Origin of the sequence: Marinitoga sp. 1197 (genome assembly GCF_001021165.1) — a bacterium.
In the GTDB taxonomy this organism is placed as follows: domain Bacteria; phylum Thermotogota; class Thermotogae; order Petrotogales; family Petrotogaceae; genus Marinitoga.
In genome coordinates this window covers 15480-39261 of the sequence record NZ_AZAY01000016.1, presented here as the reverse complement: position 1 = coordinate 39261, position 23782 = coordinate 15480, and the positions used below count along the sequence as shown (strand labels likewise).

Annotated in this window: 23 protein-coding genes and 1 tRNA gene; 17 read left to right on the top strand and 7 right to left on the bottom strand. The window is 28.0% G+C overall.

Annotation, left to right across the window (positions count from 1 at the left end; all coding sequences use genetic code 11):
- Window positions 1-6 precede the first annotated feature (6 nt).
- Window positions 7-354 (top strand): (Fe-S)-binding protein, encoded by a 348-nt coding sequence (locus X275_RS05045; RefSeq protein WP_047267821.1) that lies wholly within the window; start codon window positions 7-9, stop codon window positions 352-354.
- Between the two features lie 8 nt (window positions 355-362).
- Here X275_RS05045 and X275_RS05040 read toward each other — a convergent pair whose 3' ends face one another.
- The 6 genes from X275_RS05040 to X275_RS05015 all read right to left on the bottom strand — a co-directional run bounded on the left by X275_RS05040 (window position 363) and on the right by X275_RS05015 (window position 8937).
- Window positions 363-2048 (bottom strand): hypothetical protein, encoded by a 1686-nt coding sequence (locus X275_RS05040; RefSeq protein WP_047267820.1) that lies wholly within the window; start codon window positions 2046-2048, stop codon window positions 363-365.
- A gap of 237 nt (window positions 2049-2285) precedes the next feature.
- A complete protein-coding gene (locus tag X275_RS05035; RefSeq protein ID WP_047267819.1) occupies window positions 2286-4646 on the bottom strand; it encodes an efflux RND transporter permease subunit in 2361 nt (786 codons plus the stop codon).
- Between the two features lie 4 nt (window positions 4647-4650).
- A complete protein-coding gene (locus X275_RS05030) occupies window positions 4651-5076 on the bottom strand; it encodes a hypothetical protein (RefSeq protein ID WP_047267818.1) in 426 nt (141 codons plus the stop codon).
- Window positions 5076-5771, bottom strand: a complete 696-nt coding sequence (locus tag X275_RS05025; protein ID WP_047267817.1) for a hypothetical protein — start codon at window positions 5769-5771, stop codon at window positions 5076-5078. Before X275_RS05025 ends, X275_RS05030 begins: the two co-directional genes overlap by 1 nt.
- Window positions 5772-7019 (bottom strand): S41 family peptidase, encoded by a 1248-nt coding sequence (locus X275_RS05020; RefSeq protein ID WP_084825115.1) that lies wholly within the window; start codon window positions 7017-7019, stop codon window positions 5772-5774.
- 262 nt (window positions 7020-7281) lie between these two features.
- A complete protein-coding gene (locus X275_RS05015) occupies window positions 7282-8937 on the bottom strand; it encodes a nucleoside kinase (protein ID WP_047267816.1) in 1656 nt (551 codons plus the stop codon).
- Window positions 8938-9045: 108 nt separating this feature from the next.
- Here X275_RS05015 and X275_RS05010 point away from each other — a divergent pair.
- Window positions 9046-9120, top strand: a tRNA-Gln gene (locus X275_RS05010).
- Between the two features lie 201 nt (window positions 9121-9321).
- Window positions 9322-9555 (top strand): ATP-binding protein, encoded by a 234-nt coding sequence (locus tag X275_RS05005; RefSeq protein ID WP_047267815.1) that lies wholly within the window; start codon window positions 9322-9324, stop codon window positions 9553-9555.
- 98 nt (window positions 9556-9653) lie between these two features.
- On the opposite strand, the gene pulA is transcribed toward X275_RS05005, so the two are convergent.
- Window positions 9654-12248: a type I pullulanase gene (gene pulA, locus X275_RS05000; RefSeq protein ID WP_084825114.1), complete on the bottom strand. Its 2595-nt coding sequence runs from the start codon at window positions 12246-12248 to the stop codon at window positions 9654-9656.
- A 263-nt stretch (window positions 12249-12511) separates the two neighbouring features.
- Here pulA and X275_RS04995 point away from each other — a divergent pair, with 263 nt between their 5' ends.
- From X275_RS04995 to rplV, 14 genes are all read left to right on the top strand, one after another.
- Window positions 12512-13867 (top strand): MFS transporter, encoded by a 1356-nt coding sequence (locus X275_RS04995; protein WP_047267814.1) that lies wholly within the window; start codon window positions 12512-12514, stop codon window positions 13865-13867.
- Entirely contained in the window at window positions 13854-14423 is a 570-nt protein-coding gene (locus tag X275_RS04990; RefSeq protein ID WP_047267813.1) for a hypothetical protein, read from the top strand. Before X275_RS04995 ends, X275_RS04990 begins: the two co-directional genes overlap by 14 nt.
- On the top strand, window positions 14411-15598 hold the full coding sequence (locus X275_RS04985; protein WP_047267812.1) for a vWA domain-containing protein: 1188 nt from the start codon (window positions 14411-14413) through the stop codon (window positions 15596-15598). The genes X275_RS04990 and X275_RS04985 overlap by 13 nt, the downstream gene beginning before the upstream one ends.
- Before the next feature lie 316 nt (window positions 15599-15914).
- A complete protein-coding gene (rpsL, locus tag X275_RS04980; RefSeq protein WP_047265792.1) occupies window positions 15915-16289 on the top strand; it encodes a 30S ribosomal protein S12 in 375 nt (124 codons plus the stop codon).
- Window positions 16290-16301: 12 nt separating this feature from the next.
- Window positions 16302-16769, top strand: a complete 468-nt coding sequence (gene rpsG, locus X275_RS04975) for a 30S ribosomal protein S7 (protein WP_047267811.1) — start codon at window positions 16302-16304, stop codon at window positions 16767-16769.
- Window positions 16770-16789: 20 nt separating this feature from the next.
- Window positions 16790-18868 carry an elongation factor G gene (gene fusA / locus X275_RS04970; RefSeq protein ID WP_047267810.1) on the top strand — a complete coding sequence of 693 codons (2079 nt, stop codon included), beginning with the start codon at window positions 16790-16792 and terminating at the stop codon, window positions 18866-18868.
- 33 nt (window positions 18869-18901) lie between these two features.
- Window positions 18902-20101 (top strand): elongation factor Tu, encoded by a 1200-nt coding sequence (gene tuf, locus X275_RS04965; RefSeq protein ID WP_047265688.1) that lies wholly within the window; start codon window positions 18902-18904, stop codon window positions 20099-20101.
- An 88-nt stretch (window positions 20102-20189) separates the two neighbouring features.
- Window positions 20190-20498 carry a 30S ribosomal protein S10 gene (gene rpsJ / locus X275_RS04960; RefSeq protein WP_047265687.1) on the top strand — a complete coding sequence of 103 codons (309 nt, stop codon included), beginning with the start codon at window positions 20190-20192 and terminating at the stop codon, window positions 20496-20498.
- Window positions 20499-20528: 30 nt separating this feature from the next.
- Window positions 20529-21152 carry a 50S ribosomal protein L3 gene (gene rplC, locus X275_RS04955; protein ID WP_047267809.1) on the top strand — a complete coding sequence of 208 codons (624 nt, stop codon included), beginning with the start codon at window positions 20529-20531 and terminating at the stop codon, window positions 21150-21152.
- A gap of 34 nt (window positions 21153-21186) precedes the next feature.
- Window positions 21187-21864 carry a 50S ribosomal protein L4 gene (gene rplD / locus X275_RS04950; RefSeq protein WP_047267808.1) on the top strand — a complete coding sequence of 226 codons (678 nt, stop codon included), beginning with the start codon at window positions 21187-21189 and terminating at the stop codon, window positions 21862-21864.
- On the top strand, window positions 21864-22163 hold the full coding sequence (gene rplW / locus X275_RS04945; RefSeq protein WP_047265684.1) for a 50S ribosomal protein L23: 300 nt from the start codon (window positions 21864-21866) through the stop codon (window positions 22161-22163). The genes rplD and rplW overlap by 1 nt, the downstream gene beginning before the upstream one ends.
- Window positions 22164-22179: 16 nt before the next feature.
- A complete protein-coding gene (rplB, locus tag X275_RS04940; protein ID WP_047267807.1) occupies window positions 22180-23004 on the top strand; it encodes a 50S ribosomal protein L2 in 825 nt (274 codons plus the stop codon).
- A gap of 17 nt (window positions 23005-23021) precedes the next feature.
- Window positions 23022-23306 carry a 30S ribosomal protein S19 gene (rpsS, locus tag X275_RS04935; protein ID WP_047265682.1) on the top strand — a complete coding sequence of 95 codons (285 nt, stop codon included), beginning with the start codon at window positions 23022-23024 and terminating at the stop codon, window positions 23304-23306.
- A gap of 14 nt (window positions 23307-23320) precedes the next feature.
- Window positions 23321-23773, top strand: a complete 453-nt coding sequence (gene rplV, locus X275_RS04930) for a 50S ribosomal protein L22 (protein ID WP_047267806.1) — start codon at window positions 23321-23323, stop codon at window positions 23771-23773.
- The last annotated feature ends 9 nt before the right edge of the window (window positions 23774-23782 follow it).

Genomic DNA, 23782 nt, shown 5'->3' with positions numbered 1-23782 from the left:
ATTTCGATGTCTATAATTATAAATGCTATAATACTTCTTTCAATACTTGGTTTTTTATCCGGGACATTTTTAGCATTTGCTGAAAAAAAATTTGAGGTTAAAGAAGATGTTAGAGTTATTTTTGCGGAAAATTTATTGCCAGGGATAAATTGTGGTGCATGTGGTTATCCAGGATGTTCTGGTTTTGCTAAAGGATTTGCAAATGGTGATGTAAAACCAGAAGGTTGTTTGCCAGGAAAAAGGCAGGGAGTTCCTGAAAAATTAACCAAATTATCTAAAATGTCCGATGATGAATTAAGAAAAATCTGGGAAGAAATAAATGAGGATCCAGATAAAATAAAAGAAAAATTTTAATTGGAGAGCTATAAGCTCTCCAATTTTTTTATTAATAAATTTTTGAATTGTACAATATTCTTATTATCGGGATATTTTAATATGAATTTCAACCAGTTTGTTAATAAATAAAAATCATTTTTTTCTAAAACAGAAATCAAATCATTCAAAGTATCATTCTGAGAATTTTTTAAAACATCAACATATATTGATAAAAGTTCATATAGGTATTTTTCTGCCTGATTAACAGTATACTTTTTCTCAATTAATTTAGCTAAATACGAAGATTTTAATGCATTGAAATCAAAATTTATTATGAATTCATTAATATCAATAGGGATTTCAATTTTAATAATAGAATTAGAAGCACTTTGAGTTAAAAAAATCTTTCCGTTTAAATCATCAATATATTTTAATATAGATTCGATCTTATATGATTCTATATTTGATTTATCAAACAATGATTTATTATTTAATAATAAAATATAATCATTGTGAATATTATCATTATCTATAATTTTTATTTCTAAAAAATTATCAGTTGAAGTATAAAGAATATCTATTCTTCCACCATTTTTATCCATGAAAATTAAAAGTAATATTTCGTATAGTGCTTTATATAGCTTATTTTTATTTGTAAAAACAAATTTATTTTTTATATTTATTTCTTTTTCTACAGTGATATTATTTTTATCTATATAGATGGATAAAAAATAAATTAGATTACTATGAAACTCATTTATATCAAAAAATTCAAAGAAATTTTGATTGCCAACATTATATTCATGATAAAATATAGTTTTAAATTTGTTTATAATAATATTTATTTCTGAAATAATATTAGTAATAATCTTTTTTTCAATATCTTCTGATAAATTTAAACTAATTGAATTAATAAGTGTTTGAAGAGGTGTATTTATATAAAAAATGAATTCATTTATTAGATTATTATGATTAATATTAATTTTTTTAATTTCTGTCTTTAATTCTTCTACTTCCTTCTTTTTATTTTTTGATTCATTAATAATGTGTTTGATTTTTTCTTTTAAAAAAATTCCTTTTTTGGTTTTTAATTCTATATTTTCATTATTTTCAAGAAATAAAAATAAATTATTTAGTTCTTTATTTGACAGAGCAAAAATTTTATATATTAAAAATAATAATAGAGAGAATAATAAAATGTTTATAGTTATAAAAATGGGTAATTCCTGATCAAGTAGAGTAGTAAAATTCTTATTGAAAATAATGTAAAAATAAATATCATTAAGTTTCAATTTTTTATAGTTGGTATTAGGTAAAGGCTCTGGATAAAATTTATTGTTATACTCTAAAAATATTAAAGAATCGAAGAAATTATTGATATATTTTGCATATTCTGATAAATCATAACCATAAGAATATAAATCATTTCCAATTTCAACATTATTAAAATAAAAATCTTTATTATCTGGATTTTCAAAATCGGAAAAAACAATTTTATTGTTTTTATACAATATTAATTTAAAAGGTTTAAGCAAAATATGGTTATTTTTTACATAATGGAATATATTTTCTTTTAAATTATTATCAATAGCAATTATAGCATTTTTTAAATAATTAATATCTTTGATTTGTACATAATTTTCAATATTATATTTTATAGAAAATATAAAAACAATAAAAGTAGTAATTATAGTTAAAAAATTTAGTATTAAGAATATAATATATTTTTTCATTAAATCACTCCAGCATAAAAACTTTTATTAAAACCTTTATTATATTATATCATAATGAATTATAATATAAAAAAAACGGATCCAGTGGATCCGCTAAATGTCTATCCATCTATTTCAGGGGGGGATAGGGGGATTTTCTTTTTACACCAATAGTATACAAAAATAAATGTTACTTTTCAATACTTAAATATTAATTGTGAATTTTCAAACGTAACAAAAAGCCGAGTAATGTAAATTTCATTTTTTTAATGCAGGTATTAATAAAACAGTTAAAATCCATACAATAAAAATGCCTAAAACCATAGTTAAACTGAATTGTTTAAGCAATTCTCCTCTTGAAAGCTGAAAGGTAATAAAAGATGAAATAGTTGTTAAAAATGATAATGTAGTAGCTTTTAATGTATGCCAGTAATGAACCTTATCTTCATCGATTGCATGAAAAATATGTATATAGCCATCGACACCTATTCCAAATATTAAAGGTAATGAAATTATAGTTAAGAATGTTGCGTTAATATCAAAAAAGTAAATAATTCCAAAGGTAGTCAGGTTAGCAAAAAGCAGACCAAAAATAGCAACAAGTGTTTCTTTAAAAGATTTTCTTGAAAAATATGTTAGAATTCCTATTGTAAAAATTGAAAATAAAATGACATAATAAAATCTACTTTCTATTATATACATCAATTTATATATAGCTTTTTGATTTCCTAAAAATCTATTTAAATACTTTTTATTTAATGAGTCAAAGAAATATTTCATTCCGTTATTTTTGTTTAAATCAACAGAAGGGGTTATATATATAATAAAATAATCTTTCCCATTTTCATTGATAAGAATATTTTTTCTTAAATTTTCTGGTATTAACTCAGTTATTCCTAAAATAAAATCTTTTTCATTTTTTGATTTTGAAGCTAAATCAATGATTTTTAATGTTTCAGAGTATATATTATATTTTTTTAATACAGCTACAGAAAAAGGATCATTGACTAATTCAGAAATTTCTCTGGTTTTAATTTTTAATTTTTCAAAATCACCGAGTTGTTTTTTTAATATATCCAGATAACTTTCAACTTTAGAAATATATGGAGATTTTTTTAATTTATCAATTATTTCTTTTGAATCCTCATCAATTCCAATAATAAATTTCATTTCATTAAATAAGGATGTTCCAAAATGACGGGCTATATCCTTAAAAACCATTGTACTTTCTGAATTTGTTGGGGCTAATCCAGGAGGAGTATAAGAAAAATTGGCAAAATTAATTATTCCAAAAACTGAAAAGAATAGAATAAATACAGTTATAATGGGTAAAATCAAACGACTTTTTTTTGGTATCCAGATTCCGAGTCTTTGAAACCATATATTGATTTTATTTTCTTTATATGTTTTAAGAATAATATTTCTAAAAGGGTAAAACGTAATAGGTGTAATAAATACCATTACCAGAGAAAATATGAATAGTCCAATACTGCTAATTAAAGCCATTTCTGTAAAAGCTGGTAATTTCATAAAAATTAACGACAAAAAAACAAAAATTGTAGTAAGTACTCCAAAAATTACAGGTATTAACACAGTTTCATATGTAATAGCAAGTGCTTCAATGTAATTCTTTCTCTCTTTGAATTCTGTAATTAAACGACTTGTTATATGGATACCATAATCTATCCCCAACCCAAGAGTTATAGCTGCGACAAATGAAGTCAAGATATTAAGTTCTTTAAAAATAAGTGTTGATAAGCCTAAAGTTATACCAACAGAAATTACTAAAGTAATAAAAACGAGTATTGTAGTGATTAAACTACCAAAAGTTATATAAAAAATTATAATAATCAAAATAATAGATAAATAAGTAGTAATTGAAAAATCAAAAGATACGGTTTTATTTGCTTCATAAGTATATATATAAGATCCAGTTAATCCGGTTTTTATAGAATAAATTTTATTTATATCAGAAAGAATTTTTTTTACTTTAGGTATTATTTTATTTACAAATTGCAAGTTTGAAGTTGGTTCTTTAAATGTTACTCCCATAACCATTATATTTTTATCAGGAGATAAAGTATAATATCCAAGCATTGGATCAGATTCTCTTGATTTTTCAAAATTTTTATCCAATTTATTTAACAAATGTATAGTATTGTTTATATATTCAAAAGATTTAAAATCATAAGGATTTATATCCGAAAAAGCATGAAAAGTATCTTTAATATTTTTCATCAAATCATCAATCAATTTTGAATTTGAAACATTTAGAAAACCATAAGATAGTAATAAAGATACATCAGTTTTAGCTAAATCTTTAAATTCAGGTATTTTTTTCATTTTATCATAAAAGTCTAAAGCTAATTTTTTATAATCTATATTTTTATTTATATAAAATGCAACAATCATTACTTCGGATTCAGATTGATATTTTACCTCATTTCTATATGAAATAACTATGGGATCATCTTTAGGAAGCAATTCTAAAAGATCAGAATTTATTTTTAAGTTTTTTAAATTATAAATAAAACCAATTGATAACATAAAGAATATTAATAAAATCCATTTATAATTTTTCGTTAAAAATTCTGAAATTAATAAGTATCTTTTTTTCATTATTTCATCTCCATAGTATAATGTAAATAAAAGTATCTATTATAGTGCCAAAGAATAAAGAAATATAATTTTTGTTTTTAAAATCTTTATATCCTTTTAATAATTCTATCCATAAAAATGGTATTAAAAAATAATAATTAAAAAAAGAAAAAAAACCCAGTAATAAAAATGGTGAAAGTGAAAGCATATAATATGGAAAAATTACTCTGAAATCCGTTATAGGATAAAAAAAAGCTCTTAAAACATTATTGATAAATATAAAAAAGATTAGAAAAATACTTTTTACGAAAAAAGTATATAAGGAAACATATCTAAACATTGGAGAAAACCAAAAATAAAATAGAATAATAATACCAACAAAAATAGTATCATAATGTACAGTTTTAATTTTATGAGGAGAAAAAATGATTTTAAAAATATTATTAAACATCAGTGAATTCCTCCAGTATAGACTTTCATATCATAAATGACATTTATTCCCAATTCAACAAATACATCCAGTAAAGGTTTTACACCAGGATTATTTAGAATGTTAATATCTAAAATAATACCATTTTCTTTTTTTAAATTTTCTAATATTTCTGTTTTAAAAGAATATGGTTTATATGTATTTTCATCCATTACAAAATATTTTAACTTTAAAAAACTCAATTCTTTTAAAGATAATTTTGATAAATCCAATATTGCTATAGTTGGGTAATTAATTAAAGTGAAATTTTTTGAATATGAAATTTTCTTATTTAATCGAAGTCCATAAAAACTTAAATTTTCCTTATATTCTATTAAAGAAGAATCAAAGGATTTTAAAGTAGTTTTTAATTCATCATATATTTCGTTATTAACCACAGCTATAAAAAGATGATTATTGGAATAGTTAATATGAATTTTTCCTATAAAGACACCTAAATCTTTAATAATGAAGAAAATCTTTGAAAGATTTTTTGAATCTTTAATCATAGAAATGATATTATCTTTTATTTCGTTGTGATAATTATTTGCTGAAAAAGTTGGAATAGCTTCTCTTATAACAATTTTAGTTTCACTCATTCCAAATAAAAAATACGTTATAATGCTTAATAAAAGAATGGTAATAGAAAAAACTATTACCATCCCATATATTCTCATTTATTTTCCTCCCGCCTTCAAAATTTCAATGGCTTTTAATAACTGTAAATCATTATTTAAATCAATAACAGCTTCAAATGTTGTGGTGTTTTTAGCTTCTAATTGTTCAACATTTTTGATTTCTTTTTTTGGATTATCCACTTCAATATCTGGCTTTATACCTTTTAGATGTATATCATTGCCATTAGGAGTAAAATAATGTCCAATTGGCAACCATACTTCACCACCATTCTCTAGAGGTATAGGCCTTTGAACAGCAGCTTTGCCATAGGTTGTTTTTCCAACAATGGTGGCTATCTTATTATCTTTTAATGCACCAGTTAAAATTTCTGAAGCAGAAGCGGAAGATTTATTTACCAATAAAACAATGGGTAATTTATCAAGAAAATCAAAATGTTCATAAGTTTTTGGTTTTACAACCTCTTCAGAACCATCGAAATATCTTACAGTAACTATAGTTTTATCTTTAATAAACATACTTGCAATATCTATAGCAACGTTTAAAAAACCACCAGGGTTATTTCTTAAATCAAGAATAATTCCATCCACATTTTCTCTTTTTATTGCTTTTAAAGCTTTTTGCATTTCAGAAGCGCTTTTTTCAGCAAAATTTGTAAGTTTTATATAACCTATTTTAAAATTATTGTCTTCAAATACCTTATATTTAGCTGTAACAGTTTCTATTTTTGCTCTAACTAAAGTAATTTTCTTAGCTTCTTCCCATCCTTCTCTAAAAACTTCTATTTGCACAGTTGTTCCAGGAGCTCCTCTCATTTTATTTACAGCTCCAATGTATCCAATTTCGGAAACAGGAGAACCATCAACACTTATAATTAAATCATCTGCCTGTAATCCAGCTTCGTAAGCTGGAGTGCCAATCATTGGACTTACAATCCTTATGGCCTCAAGTTTAGAATCATAACTAACCAGAATACCGAGACCACCGTATTCGCCAGATTCTTCTATTTTACTTTCCGTAACCTGTTGTGAATCTAAATACCATGCAAATGGATCATTTAATCCATCTACTAAACCTTTTAACGTAGAATCTAACACCTTATCATAATCAACTTTATCTTTTTCATAATAAATATTGTTAATATAATAAAGCAAAGTATAAATTGGATTCTGGAATTTTTCTAAATATAATTTTTCAATATCTTTTTGTTGATTTGTATTTGCCCATAATAAGACAAAGGACAATATAATGAGTAAAACCACTACGATACTTTTAAATCTTCTATTCAAAAAAATCTCTCCTTTCATAACATATTAAATTAATATAAGAGTGTCTAAAAAGTAAAACTCACTCAGGCAGCTCGATTACTTATCCTTAAAATTATTCATTCTCAGTCGTCGCATCGATTTTTCATTCATAAAAAAGCTTCACTCAAAAAAACGTCCTGTTTTTTTGACGGCTTCCATTCATAATTTTAAGGGCAATCTTCGAGCCTTCATTTCATTTTAGACTTTTTAGACTTTTTAGACAATCTAATTAATATTTATAAAGTTAATATTTAAAAGTGCTTCTTCCTATAAATTCTCTTATAATTGATTTTTTTGGAATCTCTTCCAATTCTGTAATTGGTAGGAAATAATCTAAAAATTTCAAAAGTCTTTTAGCTTCTGAATACTCCTTGTTAGAGTTATCTACTGAAAGCAATAATGGTTCAGCAAATATTTTTAAAACAGAAAGTTCATATATTAAATTAGAATTGAACATAACATCAGCTTCCTCCTGATATGGAAATATATTTCTGTCTTCTCCTCGACGTACACTAGGCCACATTTTTAAAGTTGCAAGGGCTGAATGACCACGGAATTTAAAATCTCTAACAATTCTTCTTATTAATCTTGTATCTGTGGTAGTAATTCTATTCATAGAATCTAAATTCATCTGAGTTAAAGCACTAACATAAATTTTATATTTAAACTCTTTTGGAATACTTTCTGTTAATGTTTCGTTTAACCCATGTATTCCTTCTATAATTAAAATTTGATTATCATCTATTTTTATTCTTTTTCCACTTTTTAAACTTTTTCCGTGGACAAAGTCAAACTTAGGAAGTTCTATTTCTTCGCCCTTTAAAAGTTTTTGCAAGTGAATATTAAAAAGTTCCAAATTTAATGCATAAATTGATTCAAAATCATAATTTCCATTTTCATCTTTAGGAGTTTTTTCTCTATCGACAAAATAATCATCTAAAGAGATAGGGATTGGTTTTAAACCGTTAACCTTTAGTTGCAATGCAAGCCTTTTAGCTGATGTAGTTTTTCCGGAAGACGATGGACCTGCTATCAAAATAATTTTTATATTTTTTCTCTTTATAATTTCATCAGCAATTTGAGCATATTTCTTTTCATGTAAAGCTTCTGAAACCCTTATTAATTCAATAACTTCGTTTGGACCTTTTGTAATTAACTCGTTTAATTCACCAACCGTGCTAACGTCTAAAATTTTAAGCCATTCTTTATATTCATTGAAAGCAAAAGACAATTTTGCATAGTGCTTATATTTTGGGAGTTTATCAGGGCTATCTGGTGTTGGATGTATTATTACAAAACCATCTTCTATACTTATCAAATCAAACTTATCAGTATATTTAGTTGAAGGAGGCATATAACCATAAAAATAATTAAAATATTTATCGCATATATATATATTTACCTTATCTTTTTTTCGGTATTTAAATAAAGAAGCTTTATCTTTTAAATCAACATTGTTAAAAATTTTCATAGCTCTAAATTTGCTGATGGTAGTTTTTTCAAAAGATAAATCTTTTTCAACATATTCTAACATTTTTTTCTTTAAATTTTCAAGTTTTTTTTGTGAAGGTTTCCCGTTTCTCAATTCACAATATAATCCACTTCCAATGGCGTGATGAACGTAAAGCTTATCTTCTGGATATAAATCTTTTAAAGCCATATATAGAAGAAATAAAACACCTCTTTGATAAATTCTAAAACCGTCAAGTGTGGATGTATCAAGTAAATCAATATTTCCAGAATATTCCACCTCTTTATTTAACTCCTTTATATTGTTATTGTGTTTAACAGCCAAAATAGGGAATGGGTGATTCTTCTGGATATTTTCGATAATATCAATGTATCTTTGACCTTTTTTTGCATAAAAAATTTTATCATTTATTTTCAATTCAAACCTCAACACTATTCCTCCTTTCGTGACTTTATTTTTTTGTAATAATCTTATTTTCTTACAGAAACAAAGAGGTATTGACAAAAATGAAAAATATGATATAATAGATACTGTGATTGGGGCGTGGCCAAGTGGTAAGGCGGCGGATTTTGGCTCCGTTATTCGGTGGTTCGAATCCATCCGCCCCAGCCAAAACCGGCGTAAGCCGGTTTTTTTTATCAAAAAGTGACTATTATACAATCTAAATGCTTATAATAAGTGCATATAAAAAGCATTTAATCAATAAAGCATTTAAATTATATCATAAATTAAGTTAAATTTATAGTATTTTGGAAACAACAATATTTATTTTTTTACTTATATTTTTTAGAACTATTTTGTCGATAACCTAAAATGTTTGAGAATGAAACTTATTTGATTATAAAAATTGCTGATACAGGTATTGGAATAAATCCGGAAATAAAGGATAAAATTTTCGAACCATTTATTAGAGGAGAAAAACCAGGAACAGGTATAGGATTGACAGTTGTTTCTTTTTTAATAAAAAAAATGGATGGAGATTTACAGGTTTATAGTAAAAAAGGTAAAGGGACAATATTTGAAATAAAAATACCTATAAAGAAATGAATTGGCTTGACTTTAATATAGTTTTTGTTTATTGCAACTTTTTAAGCTTTGATCTAGAAACATAATGTTAATAAAAAGCCGCGTTATGCGGCTTTTTATTATTTTTGATATAATACATAAGCAGATAATGCTTGCAATGTAATAGAATTTTCAACAGTTTTAATTACAGTGTTTCCAGCTTTTTTATCATTTACAACAACATTCCATATGCCAGAAGGAAGATTAAATTTTATTTTTGAAGAATTAGCATTGTAAATAATAAGAATATTCTTCCATTCATCCCCATTTGCATTATCTTTTATTAAAAATGCAACCATTCTTTTTTTAGGAGTTTCTAAAAATTTAATATTATTTTTAATCATGTTTTTATCTGTCATTCTAAAAGCAGGATGTGCTTTTCTTAATTCTATTAATCCTTTATAATATTCAAAAATATCATAATATTTTTCTTTTCTTGACCAATCTATTATATTCGGTAATTCTTTATTATAAGGATTATCATTTCCCATTTTGGTTCTTGCAAAATCAACTCCACCGTGTAAAAAAGGTATTCCCTGAGAAGTTAAAATTATAGCATTTGAAAATTTTTGAGCTTTCTTTAATTTTTCTTCAATTTTTTCTGGAAGAGGTTCTTTCCATGGTTGATATCCAAGGGCTAAAGCGTTTTTATCCCATAATGTGTGATTATCATGATTTGAAACATAATTTATAGTTTCTTCAGGGTCATCTGTCCATAATCTGATACGAGAGTCGTATTCAATAGACCCTACAACCCCTCTTTTTATTTTCAATTCTTTACCTAATGAGCCCAAACCGAATCCTTTTATTTTAGCGTTGAATACACTTCCTCTAATAGCATTTCTTACATCATCATTAAACATAGCAATATGCATATTTTTTTGATCGCCTTTTCCAAATAATAAAGGTCCGCCACCAGTCCACGGTTCTCCGTATAGTAAAATGGAAGGATCAATTTTATGTAATTCAGTGCTTATTTCATTCATAGTTTTTTTATCAATTAATCCCATTAAATCAAATCTAAATCCGTCAATATGATATTCTTTAACCCAGTATTTTACAGAATCAACTATAAATTTTCTTACCATAGGTCTTTCAGTTGCAATTTCATTCCCTACACCTGAACCGTTAGTATAACGTCCTGCATCATCTGTTCTGTAATAATAATATGGAACAGTTTGATCAAAAGCCGAACCTTCTCCTACAACAGCAGTATGATTATAAACCACATCTAATATAACTCTTATTCCATTTTCGTGTAATTTTTTAACCATTTCTTTTACTTCTTTAATTCTTGAATTTGGGTCAAATGGATTTATAGAATAAAATCCATCAGGGACATTATATAATTTTGGGTCATATCCCCAACCATATTGTTCTTTAAATTTAGTTTCATCTATAAAATAAATATCCTGTATAGGCATAATATGAACATGAGTTACACCTAACTCTTTCAGATGAGATAATCCTGTTTTTATACCATCTGGAGTTTGAGTATTTTCCTGAACAAGTCCTAAGTATTTACCGCGATATTTTTCATCCACGCCAGAATTTTTATTTATAGTAAAATCTTTAACATGTATTTCATAAATAATAGCATCTTCAGGATTAATAAATGGAGGTTTAATGTCATTATCCCAATTTTTTGGATTAGTATCATTTAAATCTATAATAGCAGATTTTTCAGAATTTACGGATACCGCTATAGAATAAGGATCTACAGTTTCTCTGTATTTGCCATAAGAATAGAATCTATATTTATAAAATTTTCCTTTTAAATTGCCAGATATCTTTATACTCCATACACCATTTTTTACTTTTTTCATTTGATAAGTTTTATCAGCTTTTTGTGATTTGTAATCGTTATATAATAAAACCTCAGCACTTTTTGAAACTGGAGACCAGACTTTAAAAATAGTATAATTATCAGTATAGGTAATTCCTAAATCATCTCCATTATAATAAAAATTATTTAATATATTTCTCATTATTACACTTTTTTCAACAAAATCTTTGATTTTTATTATTACGTTTTTGTCAATATCGTTAAATGGTGATTCTAAAATTATTTTAATTTTAGTAGTTTTTGAAATGTCAGTTGGATCCAGTTTTTCAACTTTATCAATCTTTAATTCCTTATTTTCAGCAAGAACAGATATTTTTCCAGCCCAATTTTTTGTATCAAATGGAGTGGTTAAAATAACTTTAATTTCTTTTTTAGAATCCATAATAGCATTTAAAATTCTCGGACTAATATCTATATTATTAGGATTTAAATAAGGTTTTTCAACACTTGTAACAACCCATATTTCGGCTACACCTGATTCAGGTATTTTGACAAATCTATCTTTTTCAATGTCTTTAGCCTGCCATTCGTTTAATCTTATGATATAACCTAATTCAGTATATTTCTTATCCAGAACTATAATGGCATACGGTCCGAAATTATCTTTTTCGGTAAATTTATATGCATGTCCTTCTAAAGATTCGGGTTTGTGAGGCCATACCCATAAATTCCAACCATCATAATTGTTGTCATAACGGTAATAATGAACTATTAGAACAGTTTTTCCACCAAAATCTTCAGCTGTTTTAGCAGAACTATACATAGGGAAAGTAGCTAAAACTAAAGAAGAAATTAGAAATAACGCAAAAAATAATATTCTGTTTTTCATAGAATCTCCTCCTATATAAAATTTAAAATTAAATATTTTTATACATGATTATTATAACGGTTTATAAAATTAAAACAAATAAAAAAAACGGTAATTAATTATAGTATAATTTGATTATAATCAATAAAATACAATAAGAAGTTAAAATATCCTTTTAATAATAACAAATTAGTTTAAATATATAATGAAAGAAAATTAAAGCAAATAAAATAATTAAAGCATATAATATGGTATAATTATGGTGTATAAAAAGGAGGAAAAAAATGATTAAACTTACAAAAACTTTAAAATTGTCAATAATTGAAGCAATGTTTTTCAATGCTTTTTTTGTGGCGACTCAAACATTTATAATAATATCTATAGCATTATATTTCAATGCGAATCCTTTTCAGATTTCCATTGTTTCATCTTTTCCTGTTTTTTCACAGATGTTTCAAATCTTTACTCCTTTTTGGTACAAACTTTTTAATGGAAGAAAAAAAAGTTTAATAATTGTTTCTATAATAGGACGAGGTTCTTTAGTTTTTCTTCCAGTTGCAATATTTTTCAATATAACAAAATCATGGGTTTTTGTAAGCATAATGCTTGTATATTCATTATTTGGAACATTTATTAGCAGCATATGGACAACTTCTATGAGGGAATTAGTACCTTTTGAAAAAAGGGGAAAATATTTTGGAATGAGAAATGTATTTGCTTCAGCAGTAGGAATTTTAGCGACATATATGTATGCTCATTTTTTAGATTTTTCAGATAAAAAATCAGGAATACTGATAGTATCATCATTAGTGGCGCTTTTTTCTATAGTTACAATAATTCTTTTTTTATTTCATCAAATTCCGGAAATTACAGAACAATCTTTTAAGATAAATTTAAAAAAACCATTTCAAGATAAAAAATTTCAAACATTTTTAGTATTTGTTGGCATATGGACGTTTTCTATAGAATTAACCAGGCCATATTTTTCATACTATCAATTAGCTATATTACATATTAATACGACGTTTTTGGGAAATTTAAGCGTATTATCAGGGTTAATAACAATAATATTATATCCGTTTTATGGGAAATTGAGCGATAAATATGGAAATAAAAATATATTAATGATAGGTATAACCTTGGCTACGATAGCTCCATTACTTTATTTTGTAATGACTGATTATAATTTTAAAAGTTTATTATTGCTCGATAGTATATTTTCTGCATTTGCGTGGTCGGCTATAAATTTGACGTTTTTTAATTTATTGCTTGAAACTGTTTCAGAACCAGCAGAAAGTTATATAGGTGTATATGCTTTTATCTCTGGAATTTCAGCGATAATTGCTTCAAATATAGGGGGATTTTTTGGTAATGTATTAAAAGAAAGAAATTTTTATATATTAGGAGATAAATATCATGGAATTCAAATACTCTTATTTGCAGGTTTTTTATTGAGAATATATGCCTTATTGCACCTGACAAGTGTTGAAGCATATGAAAAACCAATAAGATATAAAAGCTGGTTATTATCAAATCCAACATTGTTTAAAAGACGAGAAATAAATCTTCCAATATACTTGAAAATTTTGAAACCAAAAAAAAGAAGGGCAAAAGCGGAGGGAAATGATGTTAGAAATTGAGAGAAAATATACAATTAATGAAAAAGAAGCTATAAAATTAAAAGATAAATCTATAAAGAAAATAGGAATTATACAATGGTATATAAAAAATACCAGAGACGAGATAGAAAGGGTTAGATTACAAATAATAAAAGATAACAATAAATTAATAAAGAAATGGAATTTTGCATATAAAGCTAATACTGAAATTCCGCACGAGAAAATAGAAAAAGAAGAAAATTATATACCCAAAGATATTAAACAGTTATTTAATAAAAAAATGGTTATAAAAATCAGGCATGTAATAAAAGAAAATCCAGAAATAGTGCTTGATGAATTTATAAATGTAGAAGGTTTAGAGTATAATATAAAAGAAAAATATTTACTGGAAATTGAAATGAAAGAAATAAAAAAATATACACCAGAAGATTTTTTTAAAATATTAAGAGAAGAAAAAATAAAAATATTAAAAGATGTAACGGAAGATTATAGATATTACAATAACAATATAGCAAATAGAATTTCCAGAAATATAAATCTTTTAGAAATATTAGAGGTGTTGAAATGGAAGATATAAATGATATAATAGAAAAATCATGGATAGAACTTGGAAAAGAAAGTATATTTTATAATTATTTAAAAATGTATTTTGATAATATACCATCTTTTAATGTAAGAACAATAAAACTTTCAATATCTAAATCTGGAAGATTTAAAATAATATATAATCCAAAAATATTAAGAGCAAAAGGTTTAATATTTTCAAAATCTCTTTTAAAACATGAAATTTTTCATATAATACATGGTCATATATTTATTAAATCAAAAGATAAAAAAGATAAAAAACTCTGGAATTTAGCAATGGATGCAGCGGTTAATCAACAAATAAGAGAATTAGATGCATTTTCTATTCCGCTCAACGTATTGCTTGATGAAGGCTGTGGAACGGATAATGAAAATATTTTTATCGGACCACCGATAAATTACATAAATAAAACAGTTGAAGAATATTATAAATATATTATCGATTATTTTGAAAAATCTAATAAAATTGATTTGGAATTATTGGAAGATTATAGAGTTGACTCACACGAAGAATTTGGAAATTTTGAACTCATAGAAGAAGTGGTGAGTGATCTTGTAAGTGAAGTAATTAGTGAAACATATGAAAAAGCAAAAGGGGATATTCCTTCTGGATTAGAAGTACCCATATCTTTAATAATAAAAAAATCCAGAAAAAACTGGAAAGATTTAATCAGAAGATTTTTTGGAAGTTCGATGATAATAGAAAAATATAGAACAGTATTGAGACCTAATAGGCGATATGATAATCAACCAGGTTGGAGAGCTGAATTTGGTCCAAAAATTGCGGTAGTACTTGATACAAGTGGTTCAATAATTGAAGAAGAGTATAATGCTTTTTTTTCAGAAATAGAAAAAATAGTTAGAATGTATAATTCAAAAATATATATAGTGCAAATTGATAATAATATACAAAATGTTTTACAATACGGAAAAGGAGATTGGAAAAATATAGAAATTAAAGGTAAAGGTAATACAGATTTTGAACCGGCTATTAATTATTTAGAAGAAAACGTTAGGCCCGAAGGTATAATAATATTTACAGATGGTTATACAGATATACCTATTGTTAAACGAAGAGTATTATTCGTTTTAAGTGAAAAACACAATAGTGAATTCAAAAGTAATGCTGAAAATATTTATGGGGAAAATTCTGTAATAGTTTTGTGATATTTAACAAAACACCCGGGGCCGTGTATTATATCGTAACAAATTAATAAAGCAATTTTTTTATAAAACGTGTAGAATGGAATATAGTAGAATTATAAAAAAAATATATTTCTAATAAAAATATTTAATATAAAGGATTTGATTGATATATCAATTCCATATATTTATAAAAATCATAAAAATGAATATAGAAATTCGATTAACACAAACGTAACTTCACAAAAAAATCACAACTTTTTAATTGAAAATTAAAAAGACCTGAGGTAAAATACACTTGGTATTTTTTAAAATATTGAAAGGAGGAATAGAAAATACTATGCCAACTATAAATCAACTTGTAAGATACGGAAGAAAACAAATCAAGAAAAAATCAAAATCACCAGCTTTACAAAGTAATCCGCAAAAAAGAGGAGTATGTGTAAGGGTTTCAACAATGACACCTAAAAAGCCAAACTCAGCTTTAAGGAAAATTGCGAGGGTAAGGCTTTCAAATGGAATAGAAGTTACAGCATATATTCCGGGTGAAGGACATAACCTTCAAGAACACTCAAATGTATTAATAAGAGGTGGTAGGGTAAAAGACTTACCAGGTGTTAGATATAAAATTATTAGAGGAACATTGGATACAGCTGGTGTTGAAGGAAGAAAACAGAGTAGAAGTAAATATGGAACAAAAAGACCTAAGAAGTAAGGAGGTAAGTAAATGAGAAGAAGAAGAGCGCCAAAAAGACCAGTAACACCTGATCCAATATATAATGATGTTTTAGTTTCTAAATTAGTTGTTAGAATAATGAAAGATGGTAAAAAAACTGTTGCACAATCAATAGTATATGGAGCATTTGAAATAATAAAAGAAAAATTAGAAAAAGATCCTTTAGAAGTGTATCATCAAGCATTAGAAAATGTTAGACCATTAATAGAAGTAAGACCAAGAAGAGTTGGAGGAGCGACATATCAGGTTCCATTTGAGGTGCCAGAAGAAAGGGCAATATCTTTAGCTTTAAGATGGATAGTAAAAGCTGCTCGTTCAAAATCTGGAAGACCAATGAAAGAAAAATTGGCTCAAGAATTAATAGATGCATATAATGGGGTTGGTGCAGCAGTAAAAAAGAGAGATGACGTACATAAAATGGCTGAAGCAAATAAAGCTTTTGCTCATTACCGCTGGTAATATATTGAGGAGGGATTATTTTGAAAGAGCGGTTATATGCTTTAAACAAGACAAGAAATATAGGAATAATTGCACATATTGATGCAGGTAAAACAACTACTACAGAAAGAATCCTGTTTTATACTGGAAAAAAGCATAAATTAGGTTCTGTTGATGATGGAACTGCTACAATGGATTGGATGGAACAGGAAAAAGAAAGAGGTATTACAATAACTTCAGCTGCAACAACATGTTTCTGGAAAGATCACAGGATTAACATCATTGATACACCCGGACACGTTGATTTTACAGTTGAAGTTGAAAGGGCTTTAAGAGTATTAGATGGAGCAGTAGCGGTTTTTGATGCACAAGTAGGTGTTGAGCCGCAATCAGAAACAGTTTGGAGACAGGCTGATAGATATCATGTTCCAAGAATTGCATATATGAATAAAATGGACAAACTTGGAGCAGATTTCTATAATGCGGTTCAAACAATGATAGACAAATTGGGAACAAATCCATTACCCATTCAGATACCAATTGGTGCTGAAGCGGATTTTGAAGGTGTAGTTGATTTGGTAAAAATGAAAGCTATTTATTGGATTAGTGAAGACGGAACAAAATTTGAATATAGAGATATACCAGAGGATTTGGTTTCAAAAGCAGAACAATATAGAGAAGATTTAATTACAGCAATTTCAGAATATGACGAAGAAATAATGGAATTATTCTTTGAAGGCGAAGAAATTCCAGAAGATAAAATAAAAGCAGCTATTAGAAAAGGAACTATTGAAGGAGCATTTATTCCTGTTATATGTGGAACATCATTCAAAAATAAAGGTGTTCAACCAGTATTAGATGCGATAGTTGATTATTTACCTTCACCATTGGATTTACCTCCTGTGAAAGCATATGATGAAAGAACAGGAGAGTTTGTAAAAGAATTGACTCCAGATGAAAATGGTCCATTTGTAGCATTGGCTTTCAAAATAATGGTAGATCCATTCGTTGGTAAATTAACATTTGCAAGGGTTTATTCTGGAAAATTACAAAAGGGTAGTTATGTAAAAAATAGCTCCAAAGGGAAAAAAGAAAGAGTTTCACGACTGATGTTTATGCATTCGGATCAAAGGGAAGAAGTTGATTATATAAGAGCTGGTGATATTGTAGCTATTATAGGATTAAAAAATACAACAACAGGTGATACATTAACAGAAGAATCAGAAAGCATAGTATTAGAAAAATTAGAATTCCCAGAACCAGTTATATCACTATCAATAGAACCAGAAACAAAAAATGATGAAGCAAAATTATCTAAGGCTTTACAGGCTTTAATTGAAGAAGATCCAAGTTTAAATGTAAAATTAGACCATGAAACAGGGGAAACAATTCTTTCTGGTATGGGAGAATTGCACTTAGAAATAATTGTAGATAGGTTGAAAAGAGAGTTTAAAGTTGGTGTTAAAGTAGGACAGCCACAGGTTGCTTATAGGGAAACAATCAGAGGAACAGCAGATGTTGAAACAAAATATATCAGACAATCTGGTGGTAGGGGACAATACGGACACGTTAAAGTAAAAATTGAACCTATAGATAATACAAAAGTATTGGAATTTGAAGATAAAATAGTAGGAGGAATTATTCCGAAAGAATATATTCCTGCAGTTGAAGCTGGTATAAAAGAAGCAATGCAATCAGGTATATTAGCTGGATACCCGATGGTTGGTATAAAAGCGACATTGTATGATGGTTCCTATCACGAAGTTGACTCCTCAGAAATGGCATTTAAAATTGCTGGTTCTATGGCATTAAAGGATGCTGCAAGAAAAGCAAATCCGGTATTATTAGAACCTATAATGAAGGTTGACATAACAACACCAGAAGAATATATGGGTGATATTATAGCAGATTTAAATTCAAGAAGAGGAAGAATAGAGGGTTTTGAGAATGTTGGTAATACAAATACTAGATTGATTCATTCGTTGGTTCCATTATCAGAATTATTTGGATATGCGACAGTGTTAAGATCATTATCTCAAGGTAGAGCTACACAATCAATACAATTCTCACATTATGAAGAAGTTCCTGCTTCTGTAGCGGAGAAAATCATAAACGGTTAATAATTCATCACAAAACATAGAGGAGGGAAAAAAATGGCAAAAGAAAAGTTTGTCAGAAACAAACCACATATGAATATTGGTACTATCGGACATATTGACCATGGTAAAACAACATTAACAGCAGCTATTACAAAATCATTAGCAATGAAAGGATACGCTGACTTTACACCATTTGAACAAATTGATAAAGCTCCAGAAGAAAAAGCAAGAGGTATCACAATTAATATTGCACACGTTGAATATGAAACAGACAACAGACACTATGCACATATTGATTGTCCTGGTCACGCAGACTATATCAAAAATATGATCACTGGTGCTGCACAAATGGATGGTGCTATCTTGGTTGTTGCAGCTACAGATGGTGTTATGCCACAAACAAGAGAACACGTATTATTATCAAGACAGGTTAATGTTCCTGCAATTGTTGTATTTGTAAATAAAACAGATATGGTTGATGACGAAGAAATTATTGAATTAGTAGAAATGGAAGTAAGAGAATTATTAAGTCAATACGAATTCCCAGGAGATGAAATACCAGTTATCAAAGGATCTGCATTAAAAGCATTAGAAGCAGACTCTCAAGATGATCCATGGGTACAAAAGATTTACGAATTAATGGATGCAGTTGACAGCTACTTCCCAGAACCACAAAGACCTGTAGATCAGCCATTCCTAATGCCTGTTGAAGATGTATTTTCAATCACAGGTAGAGGAACAGTTGTTACAGGAAGAATTGAAAGAGGAGCAATTCATCCAGGTGATGAAGTAGAAATCGTTGGTATGACAGATGAAATAAGAAAAACAGTAGTTACTGGTGTAGAAATGTTCAGAAAATTATTAGATGAAGGTATTGCTGGTGACAACGTTGGATGTTTGTTAAGAGGTATTGATAAAGATGAAGTATGGAGAGGTCAAGTATTAGCAAAACCAGGTTCAATAACACCACATAAAAAATTCAAAGCACAAATTTATGTATTAAAGAAAGAAGAAGGTGGAAGACATACACCATTCAAAAAAGGTTACAGACCACAATTCTATATTAGAACAGCTGACGTTACAGGTACATTGTTAGAATTCGAAGGCGGAGCAGAAATGGTAATGCCTGGTGATAACATTGTAACAACAGTAGAATTAATCTACCCTGTAGCATTAGAAAAGAACATGAGATTTGCTGTTCGTGAAGGTGGAAGAACAGTTGGTGCTGGAGTTGTTACAGAAATAGTAGAATAATAAAATCTTTTTGCAAAGTTTTTACTATAAAATATAAAATCGGGGAGCTTCCACGCTCCCTTTGCTAAATGCTTAAAGGAGGGTTTATATGGCAAAGAAATTGATCAAAATAAGATTAAAGTCTTATGATCATAGATTGTTAGATGAATCTGCGCAGAAAATAATTGATGCGGTAAAACAAAGTAATGCAAAGGTTTCAGGACCAATACCATTACCAACAGAAAAAACAATCTATACAGTAATAAGATCTCCTCACAAATACAATTATTCAAGAGAACAATTTGAGAAAAGAGTACATAAAAGAGTTATTTATATTTATGATGCAACTCAAGAAACAGTTACACAATTATTAAAGATACAATTACCATCAGGTGTATCAGTAGATATGAAAGCTTAATATTTGATCGGGCTCTGGAGGTGAATTAGCATGAAAGGTATATTAGGAAGAAAAGTAGGAATGACAAGAGTGTATAAAGATGGTAAAGCCATCCCGGTCACAGTTATAAAGGCTGGGCCATGTGTAGTAGTACAGAAAAAAACAGAAGAAAAAGATGGATACACAGCTATTCAGGTTGGATTTGAAGAAGTTAAAGAGTATAAAGTAAACAAGCCAAAACTTGGGATTTTCAAAAAAGCTGGCGTAAAACCTATGAGATTCTTAAAGGAATTCAAAGTTGAAAATGTTGATAATTATGAAATTGGTCAGGTTATTGATGTGACAATATTTGAAGAAGGGGAAAAAATAGACGTAACTGGTTGGTCAAAAGGTAGAGGTTATACAGGTGTTATGAAAAGATGGAATTTTGGTGGTGGAAGAAAAACACATGGTTCAAAATTCCATAGAGCATTGGGTTCAACGGGTAATCATACAGAACCAGCAAAAGTATTTAAAGGTAAAAAAATGTTCGGACAATATGGAAATGAAAAAGTTACAGTATTAAACTCGGAAGTTATAAAAATAGATAAAGAAAATAACTTAATAGCTGTTAAAGGTGGAGTTCCAGGTGCGAGGGGTGGATTATTAATAATAAGAAAAGCAATAAAAAAGTAAGCCCCGAAAATGAAGAATGAGGAGGTAAATAAAAATGGCTCAATTAGACCTTTATTCAATTAAAGGTGAAAAAATTGGAACAATAGAAGTAAAAGATTCTATTTTTTCAATTGAACCGAATATGGATCTTTTATACAGATATGTCGATATGCAGTTAGCAAATAAAAGAAGAGGAACAGCTTCAACAAAGACAAGAGCTGAAGTAAGAGGCGGCGGAAGAAAACCGTGGGCACAAAAACATACTGGAAGAGCAAGAGCAGGTTCTACCAGATCACCATTGTGGCGACATGGTGGAGTTACATTTGGGCCAAAACCAAGAGATTGGTCAAAAAAATTAACTAAAAAAATGAAAAAATTGGCTTTAAGATCTGCATTAAGTGTTAGAGTAAAAGAAAATAATTTAATAGTAGTGGATGAATTGACATTTGAAAAACCAAAAACAAAGGATATGAAAGAAGTATTAAAGAACTTTGGATTTGAAAATACTAAAACATTAATAGTATTGCCATGGAAAAAAGATGAATATATAAATGTAAAATTATCTGCAAGAAATATTCCTGGAGTAAAAGTTATAATCGTTGATAATCCAAATCAGGGTAAAAATGGAAATAAAACAAATGTTGATGGTTTGAATGTATTTGATATAATAAACAATGAAAAAGTAATCCTTACAAAGGATACAGTAACAAAGATCGAGGAGGTGCTCGGCTAATGGATAGAAAACAATTTAATTATGATATAATAATCAGGCCGATCCTCACAGAAAAAACATATATGTTGATGAGTGAAAATAAATATACTTTTGAAGTTGCAAAAGATGCAACAAAACCAGAAATCAAGAAAGCTGTTGAGGATATATTTAATGTTAAAGTAGAGAAAGTTCACGTGATGAATGTGAAACCAAAACCAAAAAGATTGGGAAGATTTGAAGGTAAAACACGATCATGGAAAAAAGCAATTGTTAAATTAGCTGAAGGTTATGTTATAAAAGAGCTTCAAGGTAATTTATAAGGAGAGGTGAGTTAGAATGGGTCTCAAAAAATTTAAGCCAACAACTCCTTCAAGGAGATTTATGATAATCACAGATTTCTCAGAAATTACAAAATCCACCCCGGAAAAATCCTTAATTAAACCTCTCAAGAAAACAGGTGGTAGAAACTCATATGGTAGAGTTACTATGAGACATAGAGGTGGTGGACATAAAAGAAGATACAGATTAATAGATTTTAAAAGAGAAAAATTTGGTGTTCCAGCAAAGGTTGTATCTATAGAATATGATCCTAATAGAAGTGCAAGAATAGCATTATTAGTATATGCAGATGGTGAAAAGAGATATATTCTTGCTCCAAAAGGCATAAAAGTTGGAGAAGAAATATTATCAGGACCAAATGCAGAAATAAAGCCTGGTAATGCATTGCCATTAGAAAATATACCTGTAGGTACAATTATTCATAATATAGAATTCGAACCTGGAAAAGGTGCAAAAATAGCAAGATCGGCAGGAACATATGCACAATTGATGGCAAAAGAAGGTAAATATGCATTATTAAGAATGCCTTCAAGCGAATTGAGAAAAGTTCATATAAAATGTATGGCTACAATTGGTATGGTTGGAAATGAAGATCATATTAACGAAGTATTTGGTAAAGCAGGTAGAACAAGATGGCTTGGTAAGAAACCACATGTTAGAGGTATGGCTATGAACCCAGTTGATCACCCAATGGGTGGTGGTGAAGGTGCAAGTAAAGGTCATATACCAAGGAGTCCTTGGGGAACACCTGCAAAAGGATATAAAACAAGACGTGGAAAGAGAAAATCAGATAAATTTATAGTAAGAAGAAGAAAAAAGTAACCTAGGGGGTGCTGTGAGTGAGTAGATCGTTAAAGAAAGGACCTTATGTACACCCAAGTCTGTTGAAAAAGATTAGGGAATTAAATGAAAAAGGTGAAAAGAAAGTAATAAAAACATGGAGTAGAGCATCTATGATTTTACCCGAAATGATAGGGCATACAATTGCAGTACATAATGGCATGAAACATATACCTGTTTATATAACAGAGCATATGATTGGACATAGATTAGGAGAATTTGCACCAACAAGGAGATTTGGTGGTCATGCTGACAAAAAGGCTAAAAAAGGCAAGGTGAAATGAGGAGGGACATAACCATGGCTGTATCAAGAATTCAAGATGGTAAAAAATTGAAAAGATCTGTTTTTCATAGAATAAGAAAAGAAGCTGAAGCAGCACAGCCAAAAATCGAAGCAAAAGCTACTGCAAAATACTTAAGAATTTCCCCAAAAAAAGCAAGATCAGTTGTAAATGCTATTAGGGGCAAAAATGTAGATGAAGCATTACAAGTATTAATGTTCAGTCCTAAAAAAGCTGCAAGGTTAACATATAAAGTATTAGTATCAGCAATAGCAAACGCTGAAAATAATTTTGGTTTAAATGCAGATGATTTATACGTTGCAGAAGTATATGTAAATGATGGGCCAAGAATGAAAAGATTATGGCCGAGAGGAAGAGGAAGAGCTGACATATTACAAAAAAGGTTAGCACATATTACTGTTGTTGTTAGAGATAGGGAAAAAGAAAAAGAGTTAAAATCTCAGAAGTGAGGTGGAATG